The following is a 16,875-nucleotide window of genomic DNA, read 5'->3' as shown; positions in this document are numbered from 1 at the left end:
TCGCGAAAGTGCGCGGGGTAACGGGCTGATCGGTAGAGCGGGCCGACGCCTGGACGGCGATATCGCCGCTAGCGCTGTCGGCTTTGGCCGCCTCAGGCGAAAGCTTTTGCAATGCGCCCGCCGTTTCCGGCTCGAAGGTCACTTCCTCTCCGCCATCGCCGCCGGTCATGCGGATTGTCAGTTTGGAGGATTGCGGTACGGAAACCGCGTCGCGGTTGGTTGCGTCACGTCCGGTCAGGAAAATCGGCGCGCGGCCGGTATAGGCAGGCGGTGTAACCCAGGCATCGAGACGGATATCGGGATTGAGTGGGCCGACGGCTGGCCGGCTGCGGAACGCATCGGCAACCGTGCCGGCGCCATTTGAGTAGGAAAAACCGAAAGCGGTGACCAGAAGCAGTGCCGGAATGGCGCGCAGCGCCAGACGGTCATAGCGGGCAATATCGGGTTTCGGGAGGCCGGCATTCAGTGCGGCAATGCGCTCTGCCATACGAACCTGGTGTTCTTTCCAGAGCGTGCGCGAAAATGGCGTGTCGAAAGCGGGCTCATCTTCCTGCACGCCGACCGGCTGGTGCGCCAGGCCGTTACGATCCTCAAGAAGGCGCGAGGCTTCATGATCCGTTGGCCACTTCAGCCGAAGGATCGGCAAAAGCGTGGCGATGAAGCCGAAAACCAGAACGAAAACGATGCCGAGCCGCAGGAAATCCGGCATCTGCCGGTAAAGGCCGAACCAGGCAAGCACCAGAAAGGCGGCAGCGATGGAGATTGGCCACAGCGTTTTCGGCGCGATTTTCTCGCAGAGCAGCACGATTTTGGCGAAGAAACGCTTGGCGGCAACCCGGCGGGCAAGGTCCGGCCGCTGCGCGAACGCGCCGGTCGGGCGCTTTCTGCCTGTGCTGTCCTTTCCGGCTGTGGTCATCAATCCGTTCTCCCGGTTCTGGCCACGTCGAACGCCATTCCCGGAACGGCGAGCTGTTCATATCACTGGGGCAAGGATAACATTCTTTGTGGCGAAGACGAGGGCACCTAAGCCCTCACCCCCATTTTTTAGGCAGCTTCGCTCAATTGTGATCGGTCACTTGAAATATTGGGTGGGGTCAGTCGAGCCAGTCAGGTACAGAATCGAGCGCGATCAACTCCTCATAAGTGCCACGCGGACGAATGACGTGGAATTTGTCACCCTTGACGAGCACTTCCGGCACAAGCAGGCGCGAATTATAGGTGCCCGCCTGAACTGCGCCATAGGCGCCGGCGGAGCTGACGGCGATCAGATCACCCGGCTGCGGCGCCGCCATCTCCCTGTCCAACGCCAGATAGTCGCCGGTTTCGCAGACAGGGCCGACGATATCGGCCTTGATGCGCGGGGCATTCTCGGCAGGCTGCACGACCGGGCGGATGCCGTGATAGGCCTCGTAAAGTGTGGGGCGGATGAGATCGTTCATGGCGCCGTCGACAATCACAAAAGTCTTGTCGCCGCCATCCTTCACATAGATCACTTCCGTCACCAGAATGCCGGCATTGCCGACGATCAGGCGTCCCGGCTCGGTGACGATCTTGCAGTTAAGGCTTTTCAATTCGTTCTTGACGATATGCGCATAGGCATCCGGCAGCGGCGGTGGATTGTTGTCGTCGCGATAGGGAATGCCGAGGCCGCCGCCGATATCGACGTGGCTGATCGCATGGCCGTCGCCGCGAAGCGCTTCCACCAGTTCCCGCAGCAGCCGGAAGGCGTCCTCGAAAGGCTGCAATTCGGTGATCTGGCTGCCGATATGCATGTCGATGCCGGTGACTTCGATGCCGGGCAGGGTGGCAGCATGGGCATAGACGGCGCGGGCGCGCTCATAGGAAATGCCGAACTTGTTTTCCTTCTTGCCAGTGGAAATCTTGGCGTGGGTGCGCGCATCCACATCCGGATTGATACGGAAGGAGACATGCGCCCGCTTGCCGGCCTTCACGGCACGCAGATTGAGGACTTCCAGCTCCGGCTCGGATTCGATGTTGAAGCAATAAATGCCCACATTCAGCGCATAATCCATTTCCGCCACCGTCTTGCCGACGCCGGAGAACATGATGCGGCTTGCGGGGACACCGGCAGCCAATGCACGACGCAATTCGCCGCCGGAGACGACGTCGATACCGGCGCCGAGCTTTGCCAGCGTTTTCAGCACCGCCTGGTTGGAATTGGCCTTCATGGCGTAACAGACCATGGCGTCCACATCGGCAAACGCACCTGCGAACACTTTGTAGTGGCGTTCCAGCGTTGCGGTCGAATAGACGTAGAAGGGCGTGCCGACCGCCTTGGCGATCTCAGGCACGGGCACGTTTTCGGCGTGCAGCACGCCGTCGATATAGCCAAAATGGTTCACGGCTTTTTACCCGTCAGAGAAGCTTGTCGAGAATGAACGGACGCTCAGCCGTTGCCGGCTTCGGTTCGCTTCCATCGGCGGCGCGTTTGTTGCGCATTTCGACCGGCGTGCTCGGCGGATCGATGTCGCCCTTACGGCCGCAGGCACTGAGAGCAAGGCTGACGGCGAGCGCCATGCCGATGGGAAGGATGAGTTTGCGCGCGGTTTTTGAAAGCATGAGCCTGTCCAAAGGAAATATGTGCCTCTCTGATAACGAAAAACAGGGCGCTTGTGCACCCTGTTTCTTGTGATCGCGGCTTAACGCAGATTTATCAGTTGCGGCCGCGCCACCAGGCGATTTGTTTGCGCACCTCCGAAGGAGCCGTGCCGCCGAAGCTTGTGCGACTGGCGACGGATGCTTCCACCGAAAGAACATCGAAAACGCTGTTGGTAATGCCGGGGTGGATGGCCTGCAATTCTTCCAGCGAAAGATCGGCAAGATCGCAGCCTTTCTTTTCCGCCAGCGCCACGGCATTGCCAGTCACATGGTGGGCATCGCGGAAGGGCAGACCTGCTTCTCGCACCAACCAGTCGGCCAGATCGGTCGCGGTGGAATAACCGGAGCCTGCGGCTGCACGCATGCGGTCCTTGCGCACTTCGAGGTCGCGGATCATGCCGGTCATGGCGGCAATCGCCAGTTCCAGGCTTTCGGCGGAGTCGAAAACCTGCTCCTTGTCTTCCTGCATGTCCTTGGAATAGGCGAGAGGCAGGCCCTTCATCACTGTCAGAAGGGCGATCAGCGAGCCGTTGATGCGGCCGGTCTTGGCGCGCACCAACTCAGCGGCGTCAGGATTCTTCTTCTGCGGCATGATCGAGGAGCCGGTGGAGAAGGCGTCCGACAGGCGGATGAAGCCGAATTGGGGAGTCGACCAGATAACGATCTCTTCCGCAAGACGCGACAGATGCGTGGCGCAGATGGAGGCGATGGAGAGAAACTCCAGCGCGAAATCGCGGTCGGAGACGGTGTCGATGGAGTTGCGGGTCGGCTCGCGGAAGCCGAGGGCCTTGGCCGTCATGTGGCGGTCGATTGGGTAGCCGGTGCCGGCAAGGGCTGCTGCGCCGATCGGGCTTTCGTCCAAATGCTCGATGGCATGGCGCACACGGGCGCGGTCACGGCCGAACATTTCCACATAGGCCATGCAATGATGGCCGAAGGTGACGGGCTGCGCCGTCTGCAAGTGGGTGAAGCCGGGCATGACCGTATCGGCATTTTCCTCCGCGCGATCAAGGAAGGCGGCGATGAGGGCGGTCAGCATGCCCTCGGTCTTCTGCAACTCTTCCTTGACCCAAAGGCGGAAATCGAGAGCGACCTGGTCGTTGCGCGAGCGGGCGGTGTGCAGACGGCCGGCGGCTGGGCCAATCAGGGTCGCAAGCCGCGCCTCGATATTCATGTGAATATCTTCGAGCTTGCGGGAGAATTCGAAACTGCCGGCTTCGATCTCTGACAGGATCGTGTTCAGACCCTCAATGATCTTGTCTTTATCTTCGATCGAAATAATGCCTTTAGATGCCAGCATGGTGGCATGCGCCATAGAGCCGCGGATATCCTGGGCGTAAAGCTTCTTGTCGAAGCCGATGGAGGCATTTATCTCTTCCATGATGGCAGATGGCCCGGAAGCGAAACGCCCGCCCCACATCTGGTTGGAGGATTTCTGATCTGTGCCGTCAGCCATATGTCGTGCCCTGGAGTATTCGATGACAGAAAAAAGGCCGTTCAGGCTTCCTTCCGCCAAGTTGGTTGCAATTGCTGCCGTTGCCGGTGTGCTCGCCGGTGCGGGCGCGGTCTGGTTCAGGCATATTGGGTCTGAGAGCCCGGTTCAAGGGGCAGCGGTGGCAGAGGCCAGTTTATGTGAGGGTGCGGCAAACCGCATCGCCTCGATGAAACCGTTTCTGAAGGGGCAGGTGGCCGCCATGTCGGCGGCGGACACCCCGCGCGTCATTCCGCTCTCCTTCAAGGGGCCAGAGGGGAAAGACATGAGCCTTGCCGATCTCAAGGGCAAGACAGTGCTGCTCAACCTCTGGGCGACGTGGTGCGTGCCCTGCCGCGAAGAAATGCCGGCCCTTAATGCGCTCGAGAAGGACAAGGGTGGTGACGGCTTTGAAGTCGTGGCCGTCAACATCGATACGGGTGGCGATGAAAAGCCGAAAGCCTTCATGGATGAATACAGAATCGATTCCCTGAAGCACTACCGTGACAGCTCCATGGGCGTTTTCAATGTCCTCAAAAAGGAAGGGCTCGCCTTTGGCTTGCCTGCCACCCTGCTGCTTGATGAAAATGGTTGCCTGCTTGGCGCGATGAACGGGCCGGCCGCTTGGGACAGCGAAGATGCGAAGGCCTTGGTGACGGCTGCAGCGTCGAAGTAAACTGAGGCTGCGGGAGGGATTCTTCTCTCCCGCCCCCTGGTGTTTCTACCGCGTCGGAACCGGCGTTTCACCGCGATAGTCGTAAAAGCCGCGGCCGGATTTGCGGCCGAGCCAGCCGGCCTCGACATATTTGACCAGCAGCGGGCAGGGGCGGTACTTGCTGTCGGAGAGGCCGTCATGCAGCACCTGCATGATCGATAAACAGGTGTCGAGACCGATGAAGTCTGCGAGTTGCAGCGGACCCATCGGGTGGTTTGCGCCGAGCCGCATGGCGGTGTCGATGGCTTCCACCGAGCCGACGCCCTCATAAAGCGTGTAGATCGCCTCATTGATCATCGGTAGCAAGATGCGGTTGACGATGAAGGCCGGGAAATCCTCGGCCACGGTGATCGCCTTTTCAAGCGTCCGCACATAGTCCTTGGCCGCATCGAAGGTCTTTTCATTGGTGGCGATGCCGCGCACCAGTTCCACCAGCTTCATGACCGGCACCGGGTTCATGAAGTGGATGCCCATGAACTGTTCGGGACGGTCGGTGGCGGAAGCAAGCCGGGTGATGGAAAGTGAAGACGTGTTGGTGGCGAGCAGTGCCTCGGGCTTCAGGACCGGGCAGACCTGCGCATAGATTTTGCGCTTGATCTCTTCATTTTCCGTGGCGGCTTCGATGACAAGATCCATCGGCGCCAGATCGTTGACGTCGGTCGAACCGCTGATGAGTGTCAGTGCCTGCTTGCGGGCCTCGTCGGAAAGCTTGCCGTTAGTCACCTGGCGGGCGAGATTGCCGTTGATCGTGGCAAGGCCGGCCTCGATGCCTTCCTTCGAAAGATCGTAGATATGGACCCTGTAGCCGGCAATGGCGGAAACATGCGCTATGCCGCATCCCATCTGACCGGCTCCGATGACACCGATGTTCTTAAAGGGGGCGGTCATATGCGGTTCTCCCATGTGCTTCATCTGCTAATTCGCTGGCGATGTTACGCATATCGCCGAAAAAGAGAAGGCGGCGCGTTCAAAAAACGCGCCGCCTTCATCATGTATTGAAAATCAAAGGGCTTTTTGCAGTTCCGGCAGAGCTTCGAACAGGTCTGCGACGAGACCGTAATCGGCGACCTGGAAGATCGGCGCTTCTTCATCCTTGTTGATGGCGACGATGACCTTCGAATCCTTCATGCCGGCCAGATGCTGGATGGCACCGGAAATGCCGGCCGCGATGTAAAGCTGCGGTGCGACCACCTTGCCGGTCTGGCCAACCTGCCAGTCGTTCGGCGCATAACCGGCATCGACAGCAGCGCGCGATGCACCAACGGCCGCACCCAGCTTGTCGGCAACGGGAAGGATGACTTCTTTGAATTTGTCCGAAGAACCGAGGGCACGGCCACCGGAGATGATGATTTTCGCGGAGGTCAGTTCCGGACGGTCGGACGAGGCAAGCGCGTCGGAAACGAAAGAGGAGACGCCGGGGTTTTCAGCGACCGCGATCGTCTCGACCGATGCCGAACCACCTTCTGCCGCTGCCGCAAAGGCGGTCGGACGCACGGTGATGACCTTCCTGGCATCGGTTGCCTGCACGGTCTGGATGGCGTTGCCGGCATAGATCGGGCGCTTGAAGGTATCAGGCGATACGACTTCGATGATCTCAGAGACCTGCGCCACGTCGAGAAGGGCCGCAACGCGCGGCATGACGTTCTTGGCAGAAGCGGTCGCAGGAGCGATGATGACGTCGTAGGAAGGCGCGAGCAAGACGATCAGCGCTGCCAGCGGCTCGGCCAGTGAATTGGCGTAGGATGCGTCGTCGGCAAGCAGCACCTTGGAGACGCCGGAAAGTTTCGCCGCCGCGTCGGCGGCACCCTTGGCGCCCGAACCGGCGACAAGCACATGCACGTCGCCGCCGATTTGCGTTGCCGCCGTCAGCGTCTTGCCGGTCAGGTCGGAAAGGGTTGCGTTGTCGTGTTCTGCCAGAAGAAGAATGGCCATGAGAATATCTCCCTTTTCCGAAACTTAGAGAATGCCGTCAGCTTTGAGCTTTTCGACGAGCTCGCCAACCGAAGCGACCTTGATGCCAGCCTTGCGGCCTGCGGGCTCCTCGGTCTTCAGCACCTTCAGGCGCGGCGAGACGTCGACGCCGAAATCGGCCGGAGCCTTTTTGTCGAGCGGCTTCTTCTTGGCCTTCATGATATTCGGCAGCGATGCATAGCGCGGTTCGTTCAGGCGAAGATCGGTGGTGACGACGGCGGGAAGCTTAAGCTCGATCGTCTGCAGGCCGCCATCAACTTCACGGGTGACTGCCACCTTGCCATCCGACGGCTCGACCTTGGATGCGAAGGTGCCCTGGCCCCAGCCGAGCAGGGCAGCCAGCATCTGGCCGGTCTGGTTCGAGTCGTCGTCGATCGCCTGCTTGCCGACGATGACGAGACCAGGCTGCTCAGCCTCGGCCACGCCCTTCAAGAGCTTTGCGACGGCGAGCGGCTCGACGGTTTCGTCGGTCTCGATCAGGATGGCGCGGTCCGCACCCATGGCAAGCGCGGTGCGCAGCGTTTCTTCCGCCTTGGCAGGTCCGATGGAAACGACCACGACTTCTTCTGCCTTGCCGGCTTCCTTCAGGCGAAGGGCCTCTTCCACCGAGATTTCGTCGAAGGGGTTCATCGACATCTTGACGTTGGCAAGCTCAACGCCAGAACCATCGGGCTTAACCCGGATCTTCACGTTGTAATCGACGACTCGTTTAACGGGGACAAGGATTTTCATCGGCGGTCTTCCTCAAACTCCTGTCCGCTTGGGCCAGTTGACCGCGCGGACCTCCAAAAACAGGTGGCGACATGGATAAGCATTTTTCCCGCAAACACAACGGATCAATCTTCATTATCACATGCACGTAAGGCATATCTTACGTTTACGTTAACGTAAATACTCTATCTCCCACGCAACGCTCATCTACCGCCGTCATAGCCGCGTTCGATTTGCGACAACCCCGCCGTTTGCGACGTATTCTTGAACTGCGCCGCCCTCGGTGGAACAATCGTTCGGTCAAACAGGGGAACGCCCCGCCTGCGCATGAAAATAACCAAGATCGCGCCCGCCAAAATGCCGCCGACATGCGCACCCCAGGAAACGTTTTCCTCAAGCCCGAGGACCAGCATCAGGAACTGCTGGCCAATCCATAGCGCCAGCGGAATGAAAGCGGGCAGGGGAAGCGGAATGCGCATGAAGACGAGCACCCACACGCGAACCTTGGGATGCAGCAGAAAATAGGCCGCAACCACTCCGGACACCGCGCCTGAAGCGCCGATCAGCGGTCCCTCCGAGGTGGGAGCCACTAGGCCGTGAAACAGCGCTCCCGCGACCGCGCAGAGGATATAGAAGATCAGGAAGCGGAAATGGCCGAGCGCATCCTCGACATTGTCGCCGAACACCCAGAGAAACAGCATGTTTCCGGCAAGATGCCAGAAGTCGAGGTGAAGAAAAGAATAGGTGATGACGGTGAGATCATCAGGCACCACCTGTAGCGCCGGTTCCAGATAGGCATAATCGAACACCACCGCGGGGATGAAGCCGAGGCCAAGCGCCGCCGCATTGGCCTCAGTATCGCTGGCAAGAACGCCAGTAAACAGCCAGACGAGAATATTCACCACGATCAGGCCGATTGTAACATATTGCAGCCGGATATGTTTGAGGGAGTTCGCATCGTGCAGCGGTATGAACATGGAACGCCCTCATTAGCGCGATTGATGCGATCTAGCGGTTCTTGCCTGGAACCCACAAAATGTCGGCCCGGCCCGCATCATTGGCGAAGCGGGCGGCCACGAAAAGGAAATCCGACAGGCGGTTTGCATATTTGATGGCCGCGGGACTGACGATTTCACTCTCGGCGACGGAAAGCTCCACCATCAACCTCTCCGCCCGCCGGCAGATTGTCCGCGCCATGTGCAGATTGGCTGCTGCCGCGCTGCCGCCCGGCAGGACAAAGGAGGTAAGCGGCTCAAGAGAGGCGTTGAGTTCGTCGATTTCGGTCTCCAGTCGGGTGACCTGGCTCTCGACGATGCGCAGCGGCTCATAGGAGAGTGGCTCGCCATCGTCGGGCGTGGCTAGATCGGCGCCGAGATCGAAGAGATCGTTCTGAATTCGGAAAAGCATCGCATCGAGCTTATCCATGCCGACCGTGTGAAGCCGCGCGACGCCGATAGCCGAATTGGTCTCGTCGACGGTGCCATAGGCCTCGACGCGTAGATCGTGCTTCAGGCGGCGCGGGCCGGAAACCAGTGCGGTCGTGCCCTTGTCGCCGGTGCGGGTATAAATCTTGTTCAGCTTGACCATGTCAGCGGCCGCCGCCGGTCAGCCAGAGGGTGAGCATGATCAGCACGATGGCGATGGCCTGCAACAACAGGCGAAGCTGCATCAGCTTGTTTGAGCGGTTGGCGTCCTGCCCTTTCAGCATGTTGAAGAGGCCGCGTATCAACACGATGACAACGAGGCCCATGACGATAAGGGCCAGAACGGTGGTGAAGCCGGACATTTAGGGGATACTCCTCCTCAATCGAATCTCCGCAACAGACGATAGAAAAGTCCGGCAGGCAAGAGCCGTTTCAGGATAAGACCCTGTTTGGCTGGAACAGTAACGGGATAATGCGGTCTCGGCTTTGCCGCCGTCAGGGCATGTTTCAGCACCGCATAGACAGCATCAGGGCCGAGTTTGTGGCGGTTGACTGGGCCGGAGCCATCCATGCGGGCGAGTTGCCGTTTATATTCCGCGGCATGAGCCGAGTTTTCGAGATCGATATGTTGCCTGACGTGGGCAAGCGCCGTCGCCGTGAATTTTGAGGTGATCGGTCCAGGTTCGATGAGACTCACGTGAATGCCGCTGCCCTCAAGCTCCATGCGCAGCGTCACACCCAGCCCTTCGATTGCGAATTTCGATGCCGTGTAAGCGCCCCGATAGCGATAAGGAACGAGGCCCAGAATAGAAGAGCAATGCACAATGCGGCCCGAAGCCCTGTCGCGCATGAAGGGTATGACCCGCCGTGTCAGATCGTGCCAGCCGAAGACATTGGTTTCGAACTGCGCGCGTAACGCTTCGACAGGCAAATCCTCCACCGCCCCCGGCTGGCCATAAGCGCCATTGTTGAAGAGCGCATCAATCCGGCCGCGGGTTCGGGTTGCGACAGTTTCGACCAAGGCAGCGATGGTTTCGGGTTTTGTGTAATCCATGATCAGGGCCTCGACGCCCTGATTTTCAAGCGCCGCCATGTCGCCGATGCGGCGCACGGTGGCGAAGACCCGCCAGCCGTCCCGTTGCAGCGCGCTGGCGCAATAGGCGCCGATGCCAGAGGAACAGCCGGTGATGATGGCGACCGGTTTTTCAGACATGGCCGCTCCGCTGCTGGTTTTTTGCCCCGGACATCTCCGGGCAGACGAGATTAAATTGCGCAAAATCCTTTTCAGTGACGGAACCGAAAGCCGGGCTTGCGCGCTGTACAAAACGAAGCTGATTTTCCATATTCAGCGCGAAGTTACAAATGAAATGCCGATGAATGGAGGTGACATGGTTGCCGCAGTGCGCCTGGCAGGCAAGGTTGCCTTCGATGCCTATTCCCATTTCGCCGAGGATGACGGCTGGGCGATGGCGAGCCACATGGCGCTCTCCATTCTGCTGGCCCTGTTTCCGTTTCTCATCTTCGGCACGGCGCTCGCCGGTTTTCTCGGCGCCGACCAGTTTTCCGAAACGGCGGTACATCTCATTTTCGATACATGGCCAGCCGCCATTGCGGGACCGCTTGCCGCGCAGGTGCAGCAGGTTCTGACCATTCCCCGTGGCGGGCTGTTGACAATTTCGGTTTTGGCGGCCGCTTATTTTGCGTCCAACGGCGTTGAGGCGCTGCGAATTTCGCTGAACCGCGCCTATCGTGTCACCGAGACGCGCTGGTGGTATGTGACCCGCCTGCTCAGCCTTCTCTATGTTTTGATTGCGGTCGTGGTCTTTGCCGGCATCAGCATCGTTCTGGTTGCGGTGCCTGTCGCCGCATCCTTTGCCGAAGCGCGGTTCCCGTGGCTGACAGATCTGCTGAACACGGTCTCCAGCCTTGGTCTCTACGGCACGATCGTGGTGCTTACCGCCGGCCTCGTGGCGGCTCACCTGTGGCTGCCCGCTGGCAAGCGGCGCATCTGGGATGTCTGGCCGGGCGTGCTGCTGACCCTGCTTTTCTGGGTCATCGGTGCAGCGATCTTCGCCTATTACCTCTCCACCTTCGCCAATTATGCCGCCACCTACGCCGGACTTGCGTCTGTGATGGTGGTTCTGGTCTTCCTTTACATGGTCGGCGTCATCTTCATGCTGGGCGCGGAGGTGAATGCCGCCCTGATGAAATACAAGGTCCGTCAAATTATCCGACGCAATATCGGCAGCAATGGCATACGCCGGGAGCGGGCGTTAGACGAGGCCGACAATCCGGCGGATATCTGAAGGCGTTGCCCCTTCGGCACGAAGGGCAGAAAGGCCGGTGCTGCCCTCGCTTTTCGAAAGCTTGCGCCCATCCGTGCCAAGGATCAGCCTGTGATGATGATAGGCAGGCTGCGGCAAATCCAGCAGTTGCTGCAGAAGCCGATGGATCGCGGTCGCATGGAAGAGATCCATGCCGCGTACCACATGGGTAATACCCTGTAGCGCATCGTCGACGACAACGGAGAGATGATAGCTGGAGGGCGCATCGGACCGCGAAAGCACGACATCGCCCCAGAGCGCGGGGCGAGCCTCGATCAGTCCCGTCTCGCCATCGCCGCTTTCCTGCCAGAAAAGGGGACTCGCAGTGGCACGGATCGCCTTTTCCATGTCGAGGCGCCATGCGTGCGGCCGGCCAGAGGCTAGCAGAGCTTCCTGCTCGGCTTTTGGTCTTTGCCTGTCGATATCAGGGTAGAGCGGTGCGCCATCGGGATCACGCGGCCACAAATTGCCCTCCGCTTCGAAGGCGCGGACGAGGGCTTTGGTTTCGCCACGGCTCAAGAAGGCGGGATAGACAAGATCGGCCTTGATCAGCCTGTCCAGAGACGCGCGGTATTCATCGAAATGCTGTGATTGCCGCCGGACCGGTTCTTCCCAGTCGAGGCCTAGCCAGCCGAGGTCATCATAGATCGCCTGTTCCAACTCCGGGGTGCAGCGAGTCTGGTCGATATCCTCAATGCGCAAATGAAAGCGGCCGTCATTATTCCGCGCCATGTCATGGTTCAGGAAAGCGGAGAGCGCATGGCCGAGGTGCAGCCGGCCGTTGGAGCTGGGCGCGAAACGGTAAACCGGTTTTTGACGGCGAGGCGAAGGCATGGTTTCTTCTGCCATGTTTTAATGCTCCCCGCCAGCGGGCTGGCGGCGAAGGGAATGACCGATATGAAAATCATCACCGGGATGGACGACATCAACGAAGGGCTGGAACATCTCGCTCTCCTTGATCCGGCGCTGCGCCCCGTCATTGAAATAGCCGGTCCGCTGGAACTGCGCATTCACGAGCCCGGCTTTGCCGGCCTTGCCCATATCGTCGTGTCGCAGATGGTGTCGCGCGCCAGCGCCAATGCCATCTGGGCGAGAATCATTGCTGGCACCGGCGGCGCGGTCACGGCGGAGAATTATCTGGCCGCGCCCGAGCAATTGCGCGCCACCTTCGGCCTGTCGCGCGCCAAGGCGTCGACGCTTGAAGGGCTGGCCCGCGCCGTCGCCGAAGGAAAGGTCGATCTTGATGGCGTGGTGCGCAAGGAGGGGAGTGCCGCCCTCTCCGAACTCGTGGCGCTTCGTGGCATAGGACCGTGGACGGCGGAGGTCTATCTGATGTTCTGCGGCGGGCACCCGGATATCTTTCCGGTGGGGGATGTGGCGCTGCGATCGGCGGTGGCGCATGCACTTGATCTCGAGGTAAGGCCGGAAGCGAAGTGGCTGGCGGAACGCGCAACTCTCTGGTCACCATGGCGTTCTGTCGCCGCCCGGTTGTTCTGGGGCTATTATGCCAACATCATGCGGCGCGCCATGGCACCTTTGCCGTGACTGGCCGCGTGAGCCTTAAAAATCCGCGATCCGATAGGGTAGAGCACCGCGGGATAGATGATCGAACTGCAATTTTCGTTTCAGCGGCGGCACGGCGCGCTGCACGCAATCCACCCTTTCGCACACGCGACAGGAAATGCCGATCGGTTTGAAGGACGCCGCATTGCCGAGATCGAGCGTATCGGCGTAAACGAAGTTCTGCGCGTGGGAAATTTCGCAGCCAAGCGCGATGGCGTAACGCGGCCTTTCCGTATTGAAACCGGCGCCGGCTTTCTCGATCTGTGTTGCAATGGAAAGATAGCGCACGCCGTCAGGCGTTTCCGCCAGCTGCCGAACGATCCTGTCGGAGCTTTCGAAAGCCTGATGGATATTCCACAGCGGACAGGCCGCGCCAAAACGGGCAAATTGCAGCCGCGTGGCGCTGTGGCGTTTGGTGATATTGCCGGCGCGGTCGATCTTGGCGAAGAAGATCGGTACGCCTTTCATACCCGGCCGTTGCAAGGTGCTCAGCCGGTGGGCCACCTGCTCAAGGCTCGCGCCGAAACGCACGGCGAGAAGTTCGAGATCGTGGCGTAGCTCCTGCGCCGCCCGGTGAAATTGTCCGTAGGGCAGGATGAGGGCTGCCGCAAAATAGTTGTGCAGTCCGATACGACAGATTTCGGCCGCTTCCGTGTTGCGGAAATCGGCGCCGGCGAGCACCCTGTCCACCGTCGCGCCGGCGTGAAGCTGGGCGATCTGTAACGCAAGCTGAAAACAGCGGGTGGACGCGGCCATGTAGGAGCTGAGGGCGAGCGTTTTGCCGACAGGATCGAAATGCCGGATCAACCCGCCTGCCGCCTCGGTTCTTGTGATATGGATGCCGTAACGGTTCCTGAGATGCGCTGCCAGAATGCCGTCGGTCTCGCCTCCCTCGATCTCCAGTTCCTGCGCCAGCTCCTCGGCCAGAAGATCGATCTCGGCAACGTAATTGTCAACGAAGTGGAAGAAGTCTCGCACCTCCTCATAGGGAGTTCTTTCCACCTGCGCGGTGCCGCGGCCCAGCCGGTCATCCAGCTGCACCAGTTGCTCGCTGTTTTGCCGATAGGCCTGATGGGCGCGCAGCAGCGCATGGGCAAAACCCGGTGCATTCTGGGCAATCAGCTTCAACTCCTGAAGCCCAGGCTCGTAATTCAGGAACAGTGGGTCTTTCAGCGCCTCGCGCACGGCGGAAACCAGCCGGTCGCTTTCGCCTGTTGCCAGTTCCGCCATGTCGAGTTGAAATTTTTCCACCAGCGTCACCAGAACGCTGGCCGAAACGGGGCGCTGGTTGTTTTCGATCTGGTTCAGGTAACTTGCAGAGATGCCCAGCCGTTCGGCAAACTGCGCCTGCGTGGCGCGGACATTTTCGCGAAGGCCGCGCACCTTGCGGCCGATAAAGAGTTTTTCCATCGCCATGTTGCAACTTTGCAAAAATAAATATTGCAAATATTTATGGCACGCATACGCGCACGATCAAGGCTTCTAGGCGAATGTTTTCTAAGCTATTGATTTTGGGGAAACGCACGGAGGAAACATGCCCGGCATTCTGGAGCAATTGGAAACGCGGCGACAAGAGGCGCGGCTCGGCGGCGGCGTCAAGCGCATCGATGCGCAGCATGCCAAGGGCAAGCTGACGGCGCGCGAGCGCATCGACGTGCTGCTCGATGAAGGCTCCTTCGAAGAATATGACATGTATGTCACCCACCGGGCGGTGGATTTCGGCATGGCGGAGCAGAAGGTGGCAGGAGACGGCGTCGTGACCGGCTGGGGCACCATCAATGGCCGGCAGGTCTATGTGTTCTCGCAGGATTTTACCGTGCTCGGCGGCTCGCTCTCGGAAACCCACGCCCAGAAAATCTGCAAGATCATGGATATGGCGGTCCGCAACGGTGCGCCGGTGATAGGCCTCAACGATAGCGGCGGCGCGCGTATTCAGGAAGGCGTGGCTTCGCTCGGCGGTTATGCAGATGTTTTCAAGCGCAATGTCGTCGCCTCCGGCGTCGTGCCGCAGATCTCCGTCATCATGGGGCCTTGCGCGGGCGGCGCGGTTTATTCGCCTGCCATGACCGATTTCATCTTCATGGTGCGCGATACCTCCTACATGTTCGTGACGGGGCCGGATGTGGTGAAGACGGTCACGAACGAGATCGTTACGGCCGAAGAACTGGGCGGAGCCTCCACCCACACAAAAAAATCCTCTGTCGCCGATGGCGCTTACGAAAACGACATCGAGACGCTGGAACATGTGCGGCTGCTGTTCGATTTCCTGCCGCTCAACAATCGCGAAAAGCCGCCTGTGCGGCCGTTCCACGACGATCCGGCGCGCCTGGAAGCGCGGCTCGATACGCTGATCCCCGACAGTTCCAGCAAGCCCTATGACATGAAGGAGCTGATCCACGCGCTGGCCGACGAGGGCGATTTCTTCGAGTTGCAGGAGGCCTTTGCCCGCAACATCATCACCGGCTTCATCCGTCTCGAAGGCCAGACGGTCGGCGTCGTCGCCAACCAGCCGATGGTGCTGGCCGGCTGCCTCGATATCGACAGTTCGCGCAAGGCGGCGCGTTTCGTGCGCTTCTGCGACGCCTTCAATATTCCGCTTCTGACTTTGGTGGATGTGCCCGGTTTCCTGCCCGGTACGGCGCAGGAATATGGCGGCGTCATCAAGCACGGCGCGAAACTTCTCTTCGCCTATTCGGAGGCGACGGTGCCGATGGTGACGCTGATCACCCGCAAGGCCTATGGCGGCGCTTATGACGTGATGGCCTCCAAACATATCGGCGCTGATGTGAATTATGCCTGGCCGACCGCGGAAATCGCCGTGATGGGAGCGAAGGGGGCGGCGGAAATTCTCTATCGCTCAGAGCTCTCCGATCCAGAAAAGATCGCCGCGCGAACAAGAGAATATGAGGAGCGTTTCGCCAATCCCTTCGTCGCGGCGGAGCGCGGATTTATCGATGAGGTCATCATGCCGCATTCCTCGCGCCGCCGCATCGCCCGCGCGTTTGCGTCGCTGCGCAACAAGAACGTGGAAACCCGCTGGAAGAAACACGATACCATTCCGCTCTGATCTGCTGAAGGGCTGGAAAAATGCTTCGGCCACCTTACTATATGGATGTTCAGGCGCCCGGATGTCCGGATGTCCTCCCGAAACGCACAAGGACCCATTTTCATGGCCGAAAATTCCTCTGCTGATAATTTCCCCGCCGGATATGAAGTGCCCAAGGTCTGGACCTGGGAAAAGGGCAATGGCGGCCAGTTCGCCAACATCAACCGCCCGATCGCCGGTCCCACCCATGACAAGGAGTTGCCTGTCGGCAAACATCCGCTGCAGCTTTATTCGCTGGCCACGCCGAACGGCCAGAAGGTCACCATCATGCTGGAAGAATTGCTGGCTGCAGGCCACAAGGACGCAGACTATGATGCGTGGCTGATCAAGATCGGCGAAGGCGACCAGTTCGGTTCCGGGTTTGTTGGCGTCAATCCCAATTCCAAGATCCCGGCGCTGATGGATCATTCGACATCTGAGCCGACGCGGGTTTTCGAAAGCGGCTCGATCCTCGTTTACCTCGCGGAAAAATTCGGCGCGTTCCTGCCGAAGGAGGGCAATGCCCGCACGCAGGCACTGAACTGGCTGTTCTGGCAGATGGGATCCGCCCCCTTCCTCGGCGGCGGTTTCGGCCATTTTTATGCCTACGCGCCGATCAAGATCAAATATGCGATCGACCGTTACGCCATGGAAGTTAAACGCCAGCTCGACGTGCTCGACCGCCACCTTGCTGAAAACCAATATCTCGCCGGCTCCGAATACACGATTGCCGATATGGCCGTCTGGCCATGGTATGGCAAGATCGCGCTCGGCCAGGCCTATGGCGATGCGGGTGCATTTCTGGAGGCGGACGGCTATAAGAACCTGATGCGCTGGACGCTGGAAATCGGCGGACGCCCTGCTGTCAAACGCGGCGTGATCGTCAACAAGACCTCGGGCGATCCGTCCGAACAATTGCATGAACGCCACGATGCCTCCGACTTCGACACGAAGACGCAGGACAAGATCGGCAAGGCGTAAGAAAAAAGAGA

18 protein-coding genes are annotated in these 16,875 nt (G+C 59.7%); 5 read left to right on the top strand and 13 right to left on the bottom strand.

Going from position 1 to position 16,875, the window contains the following annotated elements; genetic code table 11:
- The 4 genes from ACUTJJ_RS14485 to argH all read right to left on the bottom strand — a co-directional run.
- Positions 1–916 (bottom strand): DUF4175 family protein (locus tag ACUTJJ_RS14485; protein ID WP_445542595.1); only part of this gene is annotated, 916 nt, incomplete at its 3' end.
- Positions 917–1,094: 178 nt separating this feature from the next.
- The gene (gene lysA / locus ACUTJJ_RS14480) at positions 1,095–2,363 is read right to left on the bottom strand and encodes a diaminopimelate decarboxylase (protein WP_445542594.1); all 1,269 of its coding nucleotides are present in this window, start codon (positions 2,361–2,363) and stop codon (positions 1,095–1,097) included.
- Positions 2,364–2,376: 13 nt separating this feature from the next.
- The gene (gene lptM, locus ACUTJJ_RS14475; RefSeq protein WP_144576549.1) at positions 2,377–2,580 is read right to left on the bottom strand and encodes an LPS translocon maturation chaperone LptM; all 204 of its coding nucleotides are present in this window, start codon (positions 2,578–2,580) and stop codon (positions 2,377–2,379) included.
- Between the two features lie 94 nt (positions 2,581–2,674).
- Entirely contained in the window at positions 2,675–4,075 is a 1,401-nt protein-coding gene (argH, locus tag ACUTJJ_RS14470) for an argininosuccinate lyase (protein ID WP_404494688.1), read from the bottom strand.
- 22 nt (positions 4,076–4,097) lie between these two features.
- On the opposite strand from argH, the gene tlpA reads away from it, so the two are divergent.
- Positions 4,098–4,766, top strand: coding sequence for a thiol:disulfide interchange protein TlpA (tlpA, locus tag ACUTJJ_RS14465; protein WP_404494687.1), 669 nt, complete (start codon positions 4,098–4,100; stop codon positions 4,764–4,766).
- 45 nt (positions 4,767–4,811) lie between these two features.
- Here the strand turns inward: tlpA and ACUTJJ_RS14460 are convergent, their stop codons facing one another.
- The 7 genes from ACUTJJ_RS14460 to ACUTJJ_RS14430 form a co-directional block, all read right to left on the bottom strand.
- Positions 4,812–5,693, bottom strand: coding sequence for a 3-hydroxybutyryl-CoA dehydrogenase (locus tag ACUTJJ_RS14460; RefSeq protein WP_063949214.1), 882 nt, complete (start codon positions 5,691–5,693; stop codon positions 4,812–4,814).
- 114 nt (positions 5,694–5,807) lie between these two features.
- Entirely contained in the window at positions 5,808–6,737 is a 930-nt protein-coding gene (locus ACUTJJ_RS14455; protein WP_404494686.1) for an electron transfer flavoprotein subunit alpha/FixB family protein, read from the bottom strand.
- A 24-nt stretch (positions 6,738–6,761) separates the two neighbouring features.
- Positions 6,762–7,508 (bottom strand): electron transfer flavoprotein subunit beta/FixA family protein, encoded by a 747-nt coding sequence (locus ACUTJJ_RS14450; RefSeq protein WP_144576545.1) that lies wholly within the window; start codon positions 7,506–7,508, stop codon positions 6,762–6,764.
- 182 nt (positions 7,509–7,690) lie between these two features.
- Complete coding sequence (locus ACUTJJ_RS14445; RefSeq protein ID WP_445542593.1) at positions 7,691–8,464, bottom strand: rhomboid family intramembrane serine protease; 774 nt, start codon at positions 8,462–8,464, stop codon at positions 7,691–7,693.
- Positions 8,465–8,495: 31 nt separating this feature from the next.
- Positions 8,496–9,074 (bottom strand): cob(I)yrinic acid a,c-diamide adenosyltransferase, encoded by a 579-nt coding sequence (locus ACUTJJ_RS14440; protein ID WP_404494684.1) that lies wholly within the window; start codon positions 9,072–9,074, stop codon positions 8,496–8,498.
- Position 9,075: 1 nt separating this feature from the next.
- The gene (locus ACUTJJ_RS14435) at positions 9,076–9,273 is read right to left on the bottom strand and encodes a twin transmembrane helix small protein (protein WP_003497428.1); all 198 of its coding nucleotides are present in this window, start codon (positions 9,271–9,273) and stop codon (positions 9,076–9,078) included.
- A gap of 17 nt (positions 9,274–9,290) precedes the next feature.
- Positions 9,291–10,124 carry an SDR family oxidoreductase gene (locus tag ACUTJJ_RS14430; protein ID WP_445542592.1) on the bottom strand — a complete coding sequence of 278 codons (834 nt, stop codon included), beginning with the start codon at positions 10,122–10,124 and terminating at the stop codon, positions 9,291–9,293.
- A gap of 175 nt (positions 10,125–10,299) precedes the next feature.
- On the opposite strand from ACUTJJ_RS14430, the gene ACUTJJ_RS14425 reads away from it, so the two are divergent.
- A complete protein-coding gene (locus tag ACUTJJ_RS14425; RefSeq protein WP_063947038.1) occupies positions 10,300–11,217 on the top strand; it encodes a YihY/virulence factor BrkB family protein in 918 nt (305 codons plus the stop codon).
- Here ACUTJJ_RS14425 and gluQRS read toward each other — a convergent pair.
- Complete coding sequence (gene gluQRS, locus ACUTJJ_RS14420; protein ID WP_445542591.1) at positions 11,185–12,084, bottom strand: tRNA glutamyl-Q(34) synthetase GluQRS; 900 nt, start codon at positions 12,082–12,084, stop codon at positions 11,185–11,187. The genes ACUTJJ_RS14425 and gluQRS overlap by 33 nt on opposite strands.
- Before the next feature lie 39 nt (positions 12,085–12,123).
- On the opposite strand from gluQRS, the gene ACUTJJ_RS14415 reads away from it, so the two are divergent.
- Positions 12,124–12,780, top strand: coding sequence for a DNA-3-methyladenine glycosylase family protein (locus tag ACUTJJ_RS14415; protein WP_404494681.1), 657 nt, complete (start codon positions 12,124–12,126; stop codon positions 12,778–12,780).
- Between the two features lie 15 nt (positions 12,781–12,795).
- Here the strand turns inward: ACUTJJ_RS14415 and ACUTJJ_RS14410 are convergent, their stop codons facing one another.
- The gene (locus tag ACUTJJ_RS14410; protein WP_404494680.1) at positions 12,796–14,214 is read right to left on the bottom strand and encodes a helix-turn-helix domain-containing protein; all 1,419 of its coding nucleotides are present in this window, start codon (positions 14,212–14,214) and stop codon (positions 12,796–12,798) included.
- A gap of 118 nt (positions 14,215–14,332) precedes the next feature.
- Between ACUTJJ_RS14410 and ACUTJJ_RS14405 the strand changes: the two genes are divergently transcribed.
- Positions 14,333–15,865: an acyl-CoA carboxylase subunit beta gene (locus ACUTJJ_RS14405; protein ID WP_404494679.1), complete on the top strand. Its 1,533-nt coding sequence runs from the start codon at positions 14,333–14,335 to the stop codon at positions 15,863–15,865.
- 102 nt (positions 15,866–15,967) lie between these two features.
- The gene (gene yghU / locus ACUTJJ_RS14400; RefSeq protein WP_404494678.1) at positions 15,968–16,864 is read left to right on the top strand and encodes a glutathione-dependent disulfide-bond oxidoreductase; all 897 of its coding nucleotides are present in this window, start codon (positions 15,968–15,970) and stop codon (positions 16,862–16,864) included.
- Positions 16,865–16,875: the final 11 nt, after the last annotated feature.

The sequence above is a fragment of the Agrobacterium sp. DKPNP3 genome, from assembly GCF_052686535.1.
This window is presented reverse-complemented; position numbering and strand designations above follow the sequence as displayed.